At 64.0% G+C, this 13,424-nt stretch carries 11 protein-coding genes; 3 read left to right on the forward strand and 8 right to left on the reverse strand.

Annotated elements, in window-relative coordinates:
- Window positions 1-101: 101 nt before the first annotated feature.
- From B6V72_RS12935 to B6V72_RS12955, 5 genes are all read right to left on the reverse strand, one after another.
- Window positions 102-1,916 (reverse strand): penicillin-binding protein 2, encoded by a 1,815-nt coding sequence (locus tag B6V72_RS12935; protein WP_240496904.1) that lies wholly within the window; start codon window positions 1,914-1,916, stop codon window positions 102-104.
- A complete protein-coding gene (locus B6V72_RS12940) occupies window positions 1,916-2,293 on the reverse strand; it encodes a cell division protein FtsL (RefSeq protein ID WP_075774430.1) in 378 nt (125 codons plus the stop codon). The genes B6V72_RS12935 and B6V72_RS12940 overlap by 1 nt, the downstream gene beginning before the upstream one ends.
- A complete protein-coding gene (gene rsmH, locus B6V72_RS12945) occupies window positions 2,290-3,297 on the reverse strand; it encodes a 16S rRNA (cytosine(1402)-N(4))-methyltransferase RsmH (RefSeq protein WP_088735750.1) in 1,008 nt (335 codons plus the stop codon). The genes B6V72_RS12940 and rsmH overlap by 4 nt, the downstream gene beginning before the upstream one ends.
- A 3-nt stretch (window positions 3,298-3,300) precedes the next feature.
- The gene (mraZ, locus tag B6V72_RS12950; protein ID WP_078520010.1) at window positions 3,301-3,786 is read right to left on the reverse strand and encodes a division/cell wall cluster transcriptional repressor MraZ; all 486 of its coding nucleotides are present in this window, start codon (window positions 3,784-3,786) and stop codon (window positions 3,301-3,303) included.
- Window positions 3,787-4,506: 720 nt separating this feature from the next.
- Complete coding sequence (locus tag B6V72_RS12955; protein WP_088735751.1) at window positions 4,507-5,595, reverse strand: Mrp/NBP35 family ATP-binding protein; 1,089 nt, start codon at window positions 5,593-5,595, stop codon at window positions 4,507-4,509.
- A 342-nt stretch (window positions 5,596-5,937) separates the two neighbouring features.
- Between B6V72_RS12955 and B6V72_RS12960 the strand changes: the two genes are divergently transcribed.
- Both B6V72_RS12960 and rlmJ read left to right on the forward strand, forming a co-directional pair.
- Window positions 5,938-6,141: a DUF1127 domain-containing protein gene (locus B6V72_RS12960; RefSeq protein WP_088718934.1), complete on the forward strand. Its 204-nt coding sequence runs from the start codon at window positions 5,938-5,940 to the stop codon at window positions 6,139-6,141.
- Between the two features lie 687 nt (window positions 6,142-6,828).
- Entirely contained in the window at window positions 6,829-7,611 is a 783-nt protein-coding gene (gene rlmJ, locus B6V72_RS12965) for a 23S rRNA (adenine(2030)-N(6))-methyltransferase RlmJ (RefSeq protein ID WP_088735752.1), read from the forward strand.
- Here rlmJ and mntR read toward each other — a convergent pair.
- Window positions 7,594-8,019, reverse strand: a complete 426-nt coding sequence (gene mntR, locus B6V72_RS12970) for a manganese-binding transcriptional regulator MntR (RefSeq protein ID WP_075774425.1) — start codon at window positions 8,017-8,019, stop codon at window positions 7,594-7,596. The two genes, rlmJ and mntR, sit on opposite strands and share 18 nt — an antisense overlap.
- 202 nt (window positions 8,020-8,221) lie before the next feature.
- Between mntR and B6V72_RS12975 the strand changes: the two genes are divergently transcribed.
- Window positions 8,222-9,523 carry an Nramp family divalent metal transporter gene (locus tag B6V72_RS12975; RefSeq protein ID WP_075774424.1) on the forward strand — a complete coding sequence of 434 codons (1,302 nt, stop codon included), beginning with the start codon at window positions 8,222-8,224 and terminating at the stop codon, window positions 9,521-9,523.
- Between the two features lie 95 nt (window positions 9,524-9,618).
- Here B6V72_RS12975 and B6V72_RS12980 read toward each other — a convergent pair whose 3' ends face one another.
- Complete coding sequence (locus tag B6V72_RS12980; protein ID WP_088735753.1) at window positions 9,619-12,069, reverse strand: UvrD-helicase domain-containing protein; 2,451 nt, start codon at window positions 12,067-12,069, stop codon at window positions 9,619-9,621.
- Window positions 12,070-12,258: 189 nt separating this feature from the next.
- A complete protein-coding gene (gene folE2, locus B6V72_RS12985; RefSeq protein ID WP_088718938.1) occupies window positions 12,259-13,353 on the reverse strand; it encodes a GTP cyclohydrolase FolE2 in 1,095 nt (364 codons plus the stop codon).
- Window positions 13,354-13,424: the final 71 nt, after the last annotated feature.

Here is a 13,424-nt window from a genome sequence, read left to right on the forward strand (position 1 = left end):
CGGCGACACGTCTGCGAGGTCAAGGCGACAGGCCCTGCCCCCTGTCTCTATGCGCGGGTTCATGCACGTGGCGTGACACCCGCCTACCGACCCCGAAAACGTCAGTCTTTCTTGACCAGACTGATGCCATCGAGCGTGTCGGGTGTCGTCGGTTCGGGGCGCAGACCCAGAAGCGGCGCGACACGGCGGATCGTCTCGGCCGCAACCGGCACGGCGGTCCAGCCTGCGGTGCGGCGCGGCGTGTCGCCGGAGGTATCCGTCGGCTCGTCCAGCGTCAGAACAAGCACATATTCGGGATTGGTCACCGGGAAGACGCCCGCGAAGGTCGAGATCACCTTCTTGTCGTAATAGCCGCCCTGCGGATCGGGCTTGTCGGCGGTGCCGGTCTTCCCAGCGACCTGATAGCCCTCGACATTGCCGTAGCTTGCGGTGCCGCGCGTCACAACGGCGCGCATCATCGCCAGCGCCTTGTGGGCGACCTCCGGGGACACGACCTGCGCGCCTTCCGGGGCGCCGAATTCCTGCTTGTGCGGCTTGCGCGGGCCGCCATTGGCGATCAGTGTCGGCAGCACGCGCCGCCCGTCATTGGCGATCGTCGCATAGGCCGTCGCAAGCTGCAGCGGGCTGTCGGAGAGACCGTGCCCGTAGCCGATTGTCATCGCGGACAGCTCCGACCAGTTCTTCGGCAGGATCGGACGGCCCGTCGGCGCCTCGATCAGTTCCACCGGCGAAGGCTCCAGAAGGCCCAGCTTGCCGAGGAACTCGCGCTGCTTCTCGGGGCCGATCTTCTGGACGATCCGCGCGGTGCCGATATTCGAGCTGTGCACGATCACGTCCGTGACCGACAACTGCTTGCCGTAATTGTGGAAATCGTGGATGCGGAACTTGCCCCAGCGCAGTGGGCCCTTGGTGTCGATCATCGTCTCGGGCGTGACCAGACCGTCCTGCATCGCCTGCGACACCGCGAAAATCTTGAAGGTGGAGCCGAGCTCGTACATCCCCTGAACCGCGCGGTTGAACAGCGGGCTGTCGGAGGGGTCGCCCTTCAGAAGCGGCGCGGGGCGGTCGTTCGGGTCGAAATCGGGCAGGCTCGCCATCGCGACGATCTCGCCGGTGTGGACCTTCATCAGTACCGCGGTCGCGCCCTTGGCGTTCATCAGCTTCATACCGCCCGACAGCACATCCTCTAGCGCCGATTGCACGGTCAGATCGAGCGAAAGCTTGAGCGGCTGCCCGCCATTGGCCGGATCGCGCAGCCAGCTGTCATATTCCTTCTCGATCCCTGCCACGCCGAGAATCTCGGCGGAGTTCACGCCTTCTGTGCCGTAGCGCGCGCCACCAAGAATATGCGAGGCGAGATGGCCGTTGGGATAAAGCCGCATCTCCCGCGGGCCGAACAGAAGGCCGGGATCGCCGATATCGTGAACAGCCTGCATCTGCTCCGGGCTGATGCGGCGCTTGATCCAGACGAACTTGCGATGGCCGGTGAAGTCCTTCTTCAGCCGGTCGCGGTCGAGATCGGGGAAAATCTTCACCAGCTTGTCCACCGTGCCCAGCGGGTCGATCATCATCGGCGGCTGCGCGTAGAGCGAGTGGGTCAGCAGGTTCGTCGCGAGCACCCTGCCCTTGCGGTCGACGATATCGGCGCGTTGGGCGTGAATCTGCTCGGTCGTGGAATCGGTCTGTGGCTCTTCGGGGCGCGCGGCGGCGAAAGAGCCCATGCGCAGTCCCACCGTCAGGAAGGCCGCGAGGAAGATCACCGACATCACCAGCAGACGGCCTTCGGCGCTTTGACGCGCCTTGTCACGGGTGGCCTCGCCGCGCAGACGGCGGTTCTCGCGTTCGATCGCGTCGGGGTTCTCGCCTTTTTCGCGGGCGTCGAGGATACGGGCGAGCGGGCGAAGGGGCGTACGCATCAGTTCCCTCCCTCGGGATCGGCCTTGACCTCGACAGGATCGGAAAGGCCGGCCAGATCGGTGCCGGACGCGCCAGTATCATCGGCCTGCGGTGTCGGGTAGGCAATCTGGGCGACGGTTCCGAATTGCTCTGGCGTCATCGGCAGAAGATGCAACGAGGTGAAGTTGAGATTGACCAGTTCGCGCAGGCGCTGCGGGCGATTGAGATAAGCCCATTCGGCGTTGAGCACGGTCAGGCCCTCGTTCAGCGAGGCGATTTCCCGGTTGAGGTCGCGCAGCTCGTCGATCCGGTCCTGGGTGTCGTAATTGACGTGATAGGCCCAGAAGGCGAGCGCGAGCACACAGGCAGAGGCGGCAAGATAGGCAAGCAGTCTCAACGGCGTTTCCCCTTCTTTTCCCCGGTGACAAGCTTCGGAAGCCCCAGTTGCGTGCGATCGGCCTTGCCGGCGGGCGCATTCGTGCGCCGCCCCACCCGCAACCGAGCCGAGCGTGCACGCGGGTTTTCCTCCAGTTCCTCTTCGTCGGGCCCGTCGCCTTTCACGGTAATTTCAAACGCGGGATCAAGGGCTTGCTGAACCGGCGCGTGGCGCGAACCGCCCCCGCCCGTCGACGAGCGCGCAGCGAAGAAGCGCTTCACCACCCGGTCTTCGAGCGAGTGGAAGCTGACCACCGCCAGCAGCCCGCCGGGTTTCAGCGCACGTTCCGCGGCCTCCAGCCCCTCGATCAACTGGCCGAATTCGTCGTTAACCGCGATGCGCAGGCCCTGAAAGCTGCGCGTTGCGGGATGGCTTTGCCCCGGTTTCGGGCGCGGCAGGCAGCGCTCGATCACCTTGACGAGCTGTTGCGTCGTCTCGAATGGCTGAACCTTGCGCGCCTCGACGATGGCCTTGGCGATCCGGCGCGAGGCGCGCTCCTCGCCATATTGATAAAGGATATCAGCGAGTTCGCCCTCATCCGTCTCGTTGACCAGATCGGCAGCCGACGGCCCTTCCTGCGACATCCGCATGTCGAGCGGCCCGTCGCGCATGAAAGAAAAGCCACGATCGGCCTGATCGAGTTGCATCGAGGAAACGCCGAGATCCAGCACCACCCCATCGAGCAATTCGTCGGAATAGGTATCGAGTTCGGAGAACGTGCCTTCGACCAACTCCAGCCGGTCGCCGTATTCGCCGCGCCACGCCTCGGCCATCTCGAAAACCGCCGGGTCGCGATCCACGCCGATCACCTTGTCGGCACCCGCCTCAAGCAAACCGCGCGCATAGCCGCCCGCGCCGAAGGTTCCGTCAAGCCAGGTCCCAGAGACAGGCGCGACCGCCCGAAGGAGCGGCCGCAGCAAAACCGGGACGTGGGGGGCGTCTGGCAGGGCGTCCCGATCCGTCATGGCTCACCCCTGCGACAAAAGGCTGAGAGGGTCGAAATCTTCGCCCTGCTCTTCGATCCACTGATCGATATTGGCTTCATCGGCAGCGGCGAAGGTCTCGGGGTTCCAGATTTCGAAGGTCTCGCCCACGCCAGAGAAATAGGCCTCCTTGTCGAGACCGATCTTCGTACGCAAGGCCGCCGGGAGAACGAGGCGGCCGTCGGGATCGACTTCGGTCGGATGCGATTTGGACAGAACCATCCGCTGGAGGATCGTGCGCTGCTTCGAGCCGCGCGGCAGCGCCGCGATATCGGCAGCCAGCGCCTCGAAAGCGGCCTGCGTGTAGATCTGAAGCATTTTCTGAGTATCGGCACCGTAGACGATGACCATCCGGGGGCGATCTTTGTTCGGGCGCTCGGGGTCACCCTCTTCGAGCTCACGACGAAACAGCGCGGGGATCGACACGCGACCCTTACTGTCCACCTTGAAGGTGTATTCGCCTATGAACATGCCCGCCAAAGCGCGCTCCTATCACCTGTCCCGCCGGGCCGGGCCCGGAATGAAAACGGCGGATTGGGCTGCTGCCACTGCCCAATCCGCCGCCCTCGTTCCCATCACTGGGTATGTCCGACTGCACGCGCCACCTGGGGGGATGGGATGTCTGCTCGCTCGCGCGCCGGATCTCTTTGTTTTCGTGAAGCGATGGCCTGTATGAAACCTGCTTTTCGCCGTGAGGTCTTGGTGCCTCTATTTGCATTCGCTTCCGATGAATTAGGGATGCCACGGGAATTCATGGCACGCAAGAAAAAATTTGCCGAAGATTGGGTAGATCTTGTCCGCAGCAGCACCCCGCCCCAAGGCCCTGCGCGCCTTATCGCATATCCCTAGGCATCATGAAGAAAAAATTTACCATATCTGGTAGCTGCGAACGCAGACCAAGCTTTCCCACGAAATCCCAAAAAATTTCAATCGAGATGGAACCTGTGATTTTTAAGCCGCAATTGGAGCCACCTGAGGCACCATTTTCCGCGCTCACCGCGGCGTGATTTTGCGCGAGCAGGTGTGAATACGCCGTGATTCCACCAAGAATCTCTGCGAATCCCGGCTCACGCGCTCTCTACGCCCTCGTGAAGTTCCATGGAAGGTGCCATGATTTCCCATGACCTTCCCGCGAACATGAAAAAGGCGTCCGTTGAGGACGCCTTTCCCAGAGCAACCTTCGCCGCCAGATCAGATCAGATCGCGGTCGATCAGCCCACGCGCAAGAGTGGCGTAGCCTTCGGCTGCCGGCCCCTCGCTAGCGGCGACCGGGGTGCCCGCGTCACCCGCGAGCCGCACGTCCAGGTCAACGGGCAGCGCACCGAGGAACGGCAACCCCAGCGATTTCGCCTCCGCTGCGACGCCGCCATGACCAAAGAGATGCGCCTCGTGGCCACAATTCGGACAGACGTAAGAGGACATATTCTCGACCAGCCCATGGATCGGCGTCTTCAGCCGCTGGAACATGTCGATCGCCTTCTTCGCATCGAGGAGTGCCACGTCCTGCGGGGTCGAGACGATGATCGCCCCGTCCAGCTCGGTTTTCTGACACAGCGTGAGCTGCACATCCCCCGTCCCCGGCGGCAGATCGATCAAAAGCACGTCGAGCGGGCCGTACTCGTCCCATTTCACCTGGAAGAGCATCTGCTGCATCGCACCCATCAGCATCGGGCCGCGCCAGATCACCGCTTCGCTCTCTTTCAGCATGAGGCCGACCGACATCAGCGTGACGCCATGCGCCTGCAACGGCAGGATCGTCTGGCCATCCGGCGAGGCCGGCCGCTTGCTGGCCCCCATCATGCGCGGCAGCGAGGGACCATAGATATCGGCATCCAGCAGCCCAACCCGCTTGCCCGCGCGCGTCAACGCCACGGCGAGGTTAGAGGCGACGGTAGATTTGCCCACGCCCCCCTTGCCCGACCCCACGGCGATGATCTTCTTCACACCCGGCACCTTTTGTGGGCCCTGCTGGGGCTTGGGATGCCCTCCAATCGCGGGGCCACGCTGTTGCGACTGTTGCGCCGTGCCGCCGAGGCCGCGCGGAGGGCCCGAAGGCACGACGACTGTCACGCTCGTCACCTCTGGGAGCGCCTTGATCGCCGCTTCCAGCGTGGGGCGCATCGCCTCCAGTTCGGGGTGCGGCGCGCCTTCGAGCACGAAGCGCACCACGCCGTCTTGCACCGCGAGCGCGCGCACGAGATCGCGGCTGACAGCGGTCCCGCCGCCCGGCACTTCCACCGTTTGCAACGTCGCAAGAACCGTTTCCTTGCTCAGAGCCATGCAGATTCCTCCATTCCCGGGTCCATTATCCGCCCGCATACTCGTGATTTGGCCGGAACTGTGGCGTTTTTGCCGCGCAGTTCAAGTCGAGAACTGCCCATATGGTCAGGAATCCCCCCATGCCGCGCGAGGGGAGCGCAAATATCTTGCGCCACTCTCCCGAAAATAGGTCAGAATCATTCATGCATTTTCTGCATGGCGGCATTGAGGCTTCCCGGCATTGTGCAACCGCAGCATTAGCGCCATCTTTGCTCCAACGACGACGGAACACGAAGTAACGAAATGGGTCGACAAGCTGGAACCAGCAGCGACCCTCGCAAGTAGATAGATGAGGCTGATACGATGGCACTCGCACAAGACATCCAACTGAACGACAGCGGCTTCGCCGCACTGAAATCGAAACTGTTCGAAGCCCTGGCCCGCCGCAAGGTGTATCGCCAGACGCTCAACGAGCTGCGCTCGCTCAGCAGCCGCGAACTGAACGACCTCGGGCTGCACAGCTCGATGATCACCCGCGTGGCCTATGAGGCCGCATACGGCAAGTAATTCTCTTCCTGAGCCCCTCTCCTCCTCCCTGGGGCTCGGAACTTGGGCGGCGCTCTCTCTCCTCCTCCCTGAGAGCGCCGCCACACCAAGACATACCGGCCCCAAGCGGCGAGACGCCGCGATGCCGGACCAAAGCTGCCCGGATCTCTCCTCCTCCTCCCTGAGGGATCCGCGCCGAGCAGGTGGCGACCTCTCTCCTCCTCCCTGAGGTCGCCGCCTATCATCGGCGGAAATATGCGACAGGCTGTCGCATGCTGCAGTGCAGCACTTGATATCCGGACCGGCAGGTCCAATTTGATACGAAAGGCCCTCTCCTCCTCCCTGGGCCAATCGTTTCGGCGGCGCCCTCCTCCTCCTCCCTGAGGGTGCCGCCAACCAGATACCGAGGGTCCTCTCCTCCTCCCTGGACCCGAGGGTGTGACGCCGCTTCCTCCTCCTCCCTGAAGCGGTGTCGACAGTGCCGAAGGGTCTCTCTCCTCCTCCCTGAGACCTGACGGCAGAAAAGAGACGGCGGCGCCCCTCCTCCTCCCTGGGCGCCGTCGTTTTCTTTTATCCCCCTGCCAGATGAACCTTCGGAGAGGCTCCGCCCCGCACTCCTCGCGTACCCCCAGGGATACGTCTCCCGAGAAGAAGAGCATTGCCCTCGCGCGCGCTGACCGGCAGGAAGGGCCCAAGGAGACCGAACCGATGCTGTCTTACCAACACGCCTATCACGCCGGAAATCTGGCCGATGTGCACAAGCATGCGCTGCTTGCGTCTGCGCTCGATTACCTCACGCGCAAGGACAAGCCGCTGAGCTACCTCGAAACCCATGCCGGGCGCGGGCTTTACGCGCTTGACGGGGCGGAAGCGGCGAAGACGGGCGAGGCCGCCGCCGGGATCGCCCGGGTGGAAGGCTTGGGCTGGTTCGCCCCCGATCATCCCTACATGCGCGCGCTGGTAGCGGTGCGGGCGCAACACGGGGCGCAGGCCTATCCGGGCTCGCCTTTGGTGGCAGAGGCGCTGTTGCGCCCGATGGACACGATTCAGCTATGTGAACTGCACCCGCAGGAGTTTTCCGCCCTGCGAAGCGCAACACGACGCAGCGGAGCGGTCCTGCACAAGGCAGACGGGCGCGAGATGGCGCTGGCGCTGACGCCCCCCACCCCGCGCCGCGGGATGATGCTGATCGATCCGAGCTTCGAGGAGAAAGCCGATTACACGGCGATGCCGAAGCTTATCGGTCATATCGCGAAGAAATGGAACGTCGGCATCATCGCGCTTTGGTATCCGATGCTGGCCTCGGGCGCGCAGGAGGCGATGGTCCGCACCCTGCGCCGCGATTTCCCCGAAGCGCTGAGCCACGAGGTACGTTTCCCGCCTGCCCGCGAAGGCCACGGCATGATCGGCTCTGGCATGTTCATCGTGAACCCGCCCTGGGGGCTCGTCGGCGAGGCCGAGCGGCTCTCGGCGCTATTTGCCAGCCTTTGAAGCGAGGAAAGCCTCGAACGCCTCCAGCGTACGGGACGAGACATGATGCTCGATCCCTTCGGCATCGAGCTCCGCGACCTCTTCCGGCACACCCACGGCGCGCAACAGGGCCACAACGGTGCGATGGCGTTCGCGCACCTGAGCGGCCAGCGCCTCCCCCGTCTCCGTCAGGAACACCCCGCGATAGGGCCGCGACACTGCGAGCCCTTCGCGCTTGAGTCGCGCGACCGCCTTGGTCGCGGTCGGATGGGCCACGCCGAGTCGTGCGGCGATCTCGGTGATACGGGCCTCGCCGAATTCCGCCGTCAGATCGGCGATCATCTCGACATAGTCTTCCAGGAGCGCGCGCGCCGCACGCTCTCGGGCCCGGTTGAACCCCTTGATCTGGGAGGGATCGGTGTCAGTCATTCGCCTGCCTTGACGGTCTCGGTCTCAGTGCCTGTCGGGGCCAGTCGGGCGCCATTTCCAGAGCGGACCGGATAACCTGTCGCGCCCGATATGCCAAGCAAAGCTTCGCGCGAGGCGCGTCGAGCTGTCAACGAAAATTAGCCACTTGCGAATCTTGTAGCCAAGGCTACATTTCGCCGAAGACGTATCCACGAGGAGCCCCATGACCGAACTTATCCGCAAGGAAAACATGACCAGCCGCACCCGCACGGCCATGGAAGCGGTGCTGTCGGGCAACCGGCGCGGCGGGTTTCTGTTGTTCTTCGGGCCGGCGGTGATCGCCTCGGTCGCCTATATGGACCCGGGCAACTACGCGACGAACATCCAAGCGGGCGCGGGCTACGGCTATGCGCTTTTGTGGGTCGTTCTCGGCGCGAACCTGATCGCGATGCTGTTTCAGGCGATCTCGGCGCGCGTCGGCATCGTGACCGGCAAGAACCTCGCGGAACTGTCGCGCGAGAATTTCTCGAAACCCGTGACGATCGCGATGTGGATCGTCTCGGAGATTGCGGCGATGGCCACCGATCTGGCGGAGTTTCTGGGCGGCGCCTTGGGGCTTTCGCTCCTGTTCGGCTGGCCGCTGATCTGGGGAATGGGCGTCACCGCCGTCGTCACCTATGCGATCTTGCTGTTCGAGCGTGGCGGCTTCCGCCCGATGGAGATCGTGATCGGCGCGCTCGTGGCGCTGATCGGGGCGTGCTACCTCGCGGAGATGTTCGTAGCGCCGGTCGACTGGTCCGGGGCCGTGCAAGGGTTGATCACCCCCGCGATGCCCGACGCCAAAGCGCTCACGATCGCGGTGGGCATCATCGGCGCGACCGTTATGCCGCATGCGATCTTCCTGCATTCCGGTCTGACGCAGAACCGCGCGCTGACCCCCGACCCGGTGCAGAAGGCACGGCTAGTGAAATTCTCCAACCTTGAGGTGATCATCGCGCTCGCGATTGCGGGGATGGTCAACATGGCGATGGTGATCATGGCGGCTTCGGCCTTCCATAGCGGCCATTCCGAAGTGGCCGAGATCGAGAGCGCCTATCATACGCTGACGCCGCTCTTGGGCGGTTTCGCCGCCGCCGCCTTCCTGACCTCGTTGATCGCCTCAGGAGTATCCTCTTCGGTCGTCGGTACGATGGCGGGGCAGATGATCATGCAGGGCTTCATCCGCCGGCGCATCCCGGTCTGGCTGCGCCGGGTCATCACGATGGCGCCTGCCTTCGTCGTAGTATGGCTCGGGGTGAACACGACCGATGCGCTGGTGATGAGCCAGGTCGTCCTGTCGATCGCCCTGCCCGTACCCATGGTGGCACTCCTGATCTTCGCGCGGCGGAGCGACCTCATGGGCAAGTTCGCCCTGCGCGGGCCGCTTCTCTGGCTCGCCGTGCTGGGTGCGCTCATGGTGCTGGGGCTGAACTTCGTGCTGCTCTGGCAATCGGCCGGGCTGCCTGTGCCGGGGCTGGTGAGCTAAACCAGACGGAGCGAGGGGGCGCTGCCCCCCGCTCTTCTCTGCCCTCCGCTTGCGCTTCGGGCGTTCGCCGGGGATATTTGCGCCACGGCGAGGGGTTAAAACGGCACGTCGTCGGCATCTGCGGCGGGCACGACAAAGCTCGACAGCAGACGTTTCTCGCCCGCCTTGTCGAATTCGACGACGAGCTTGTCGCCTTCCGAGCCCATTACCTCGCCATAGCCGAATTTCTTGTGGAAGACCCGGTCGCCGATCTCGTAATCGCTCTCGCCCTTGGCGTCGATCACCATGTGGCGGGCCTCGCGCGGCTGGCTGACCCCGCGCGATTGCGCATTTTGCAGCCGCCGCCAGCCGGGCGAGTTGTAGACATCGGCGCGCGAGACGCGGTCTTCCATCGCGCTGGAGCCACCAAAGCCGCCCCCGTTCATGCCGCCGCCATAGAGACCCGGAGGGGTCAGCACGTCGATATGGGCGGGCGGCAGTTCGTCGATGAAGCGCGAGGGCATCTGGCTTTGCCATTGGCCGTAGACCCGCCGGTTTCCAGCGAAGGAAATCGTGCACAGCTCCTCGGCGCGGGTGATGCCGACATAGGCCAGACGGCGCTCTTCCTCGAGGCCCTTCAACCCGCTCTCGTCCATCGAGCGCTGCGAGGGGAAGAGTCCGTCTTCCCAGCCCGGCAGAAAGACCACGGGGAATTCCAGACCTTTGGCCGCATGCAGTGTCATGATCGAGACTTTCTCCTCGGTCTCGGCCTTGTCATTGTCCATGATCAGCGCGACGTGTTCGAGGAAGCCCTGCAGATTGTCGAACTGCTCCAACGCCTTGACGAGTTCCTTGAGGTTCTCGAGCCGCCCCGGTGCTTCCGGCGTCTTGTCGTTCTGCCACATCTCGACATAGCCGGATTCCTCGAGGATCCGTTCGGCCAGACGCACATGGCTGAGGTCATTTGCGGGCGCCACACCATCCTCGGCGGGCTCGATCAGCAGCTCGTCATCCTCGGCCCGTGTCACGGCGGTCGCAGGCGAGGCCTGCACGACCTCCTCGTGCCAGCGCGCGACATTCTCGACGAAGAGCCGCAGCTGCCCGGCCGCCTTGCCCGAAAGCGCACCCTCGGCCACCAGCATCCGCGCGCCGTCCAGCAGGCTCAGTCCGTTCTCGCGCGCAGCCACCTGAATGCGCTGCTGCGCCTTGTCGCCAAGGCCGCGCTTGGGCGTGTTGATGATCCGCTCGAAAGCCAGATCATCATCGGGCGAGGTCACGAGGCGGAAATAGGCCATCGCGTCGCGAATTTCGAGCCGCTCGTAGAAGCGCGGGCCGCCGATGACGCGATAGGGCAAACCAATGGTCAGGAAGCGGTCCTCGAAGGCCCGCATCTGATGCGAGGCGCGCACGAGAATCGCCTGCGAATTCAGACTGATCGGCGGATTGCCACGGGTGCCGCGCTGAATCGCCTCGACCTCCTCGCCGATCCAGCGCGCCTCTTCCTCGCCGTCCCAATGGCCGATCAGGCGCACCTTTTCGCCGCCCTCGGCTTCGGTCCAGAGCTCCTTGCCCAGACGGCCCTCATTGGCCGTGATCAGCCCGGACGCGGCGGAGAGGATATGTTCGGTCGAGCGGTAATTTTGCTCCAGCCGGATCACCGCCGCGCCCGGGAAATCCTTCTCGAACTTCAGGATGTTGCCGACCTCGGCGCCGCGCCAGCCATAGATCGACTGGTCGTCATCGCCCACGCAGCAGATGTTCTTGTGCCCTTGCGCCAGAAGCCGCAGCCACAGGTATTGCGCGACGTTCGTGTCCTGATACTCATCGACGAGGATGTAACGGAACCAGCGTTGATACTGCGCCAATATGTCCGGCTGGGTCTGGAAGATCGTGACCATGTGCAGCAGCAGATCGCCGAAATCGACCGCGTTGAGCGTTTTCAGCCGTGCCTGATAGGCGGCGTAAAGCTCGGATCCGCGATTGTCGAAGGCCGCGGTCTCGCGGCCCGAGACCTTCTCGGGCGTCAGCGCCTTGTTCTTCCAGCCGTCGATCAGCCCCGCCAGTTGCCGTGCCGGCCAGCGTTTCTCGTCCATATTCGCGGCGACGATCAGCTGCTTGAGAAGCCGGATCTGGTCGTCCGTGTCAAGAATGGTGAAATTCGACTTGAGCCCCACCAGCTCGGCATGGCGGCGCAACAGCTTCACGCAGACCGAGTGAAAGGTGCCGAGCCACGGCATCCCCTCGATCGCACCGCCCAGGTGGCGCCCCACACGCTCTTTCATCTCGCGCGCGGCCTTGTTGGTGAAGGTCACCGCCAAGACCTCGTTCGGGCGTGCCCGGCCGGTGTGGATCAGATGCGCGATCCGTGCGGTCAGCGCCGAGGTCTTGCCCGTGCCCGCGCCTGCCAGCATCAGCACCGGCCCGTCGAGCGTCTCGACGGCCTGCCGCTGTTGGGGGTTCAGTTTATCGAGATACGGCGCCGCGCGCGCTTGCATGGCGCCCGCCATGGCACGTTGCGACAGGCTCGCAGCCCCTTCATACGGATCGTCGTCATCAGCCCAATTCATGGGAGGCAATCTAGCGGTTCGGCCCCCTGAGGGAAAGGGGCATGTTCAGCATCTGTTCGCCTAACGTGCGCCTCTGCGCCCGGCTTTGCTCTTGCGAAAATATTCACCGGGAACCCGAAGGGCGGGGGCAGAGCCCCCAGCGCCAATAGCCATGCGCCCTGCCCCTTGGGGCCGCGTCCCTACCCGTCTTCAGCCCTGATGGATCAGTGTGGCGAAGAGCTTCGGATCGACGCTGGCCGATGCGAAGGTCTCGCCCTCGGTCAGCATGGCCACGGCGTCATGGCTGTGCAGGCTTTCCTGATGGCTGGCCACGATGCGGAAGTCACCGACGCGCGGTTCGGCCAGAAGGCGCTCGGCGAAGGCGCGCACGGCATCCTCGACGAAGATCGGATTGGCTGCGTTCAATTCGGCGAAAGCCTGTTCGTCCTCACGCTTGACCATCACCTGCGTCTCGGTCGGCACAGCGGCACGGGCGAGATCGATCATGTCCTCGAACCAGAGAACGTTGCCGGGCTCGACCACCGCCGAAATCCGCGCGACAGAGCGCTGCGAATGCGGCGTGGCCAGCTGGCCGCGGCTGGCACGGGCATGCTCTGACAGCTCCAGCGAGCACGGGCACGTGGAGGAATAAACGTAATCGAGGTGAATTACCTTGGTGCGCACACCAGCCGTCTCGATCAGCTCCAGCGCGATGTCATAATACTGCCAGCCCTCCAGCCCCGAACGCAGCGACGGCCGCTTTACCGGGAAGGAGACGCGCATCATCAGGCGCGCGTCGAAGCTTTCGAGATCGTCCATGTAGTCGTCGAGCGCGGATTCCATCACTTCGAAGGAGAAGGTCTTCTCCGCATGGGCGTAGAAGCTGCGCATCACGCGGGACATGTTGATGCCCTTCTTCTCCGCCTCGAGGCTCACCGTGCCCGTGACCGACGCCTCCAACGTCAGATCGCCGTTGTCGCGGGTATGAAACCGCACCGGCAGCCGAAAGTTCGAGATACCGACATGTTCGATCCGGGTATGGGCACCCACGATCAGCGAGGACGGACCGTTCTGCAGGTCGGGCAGCGTCGCTTTGTAAGCCGCGTCGGCTTCGAAAGCCTCGTCATATTCGCGGCTCAGATCGGGGTAGTTCGAGAGCTCGCGGTCCGGCAGGAGCCGCGCGATGGCCGGGTCAAGCTGCGCCACCTCGACCGGATCGGCCTTCGCGGCCCATGCGCGCAGCACCTCGAGCGCGGCGCGGGCGTCGTTATCGTCGGGGGTCTCGATCCTGCCTTGCACGTTCATATCCTGTCCTCCGGTATGCCCGGTCCCGCCAGATATGGGGGTTTTGGGGCTGATGTCCAAGACAATACGCC

Origin of the sequence: Thioclava sp. F34-6 (assembly GCF_002213235.1) — a bacterium.
Classification (GTDB): domain Bacteria; phylum Pseudomonadota; class Alphaproteobacteria; order Rhodobacterales; family Rhodobacteraceae; genus Thioclava; species Thioclava nitratireducens.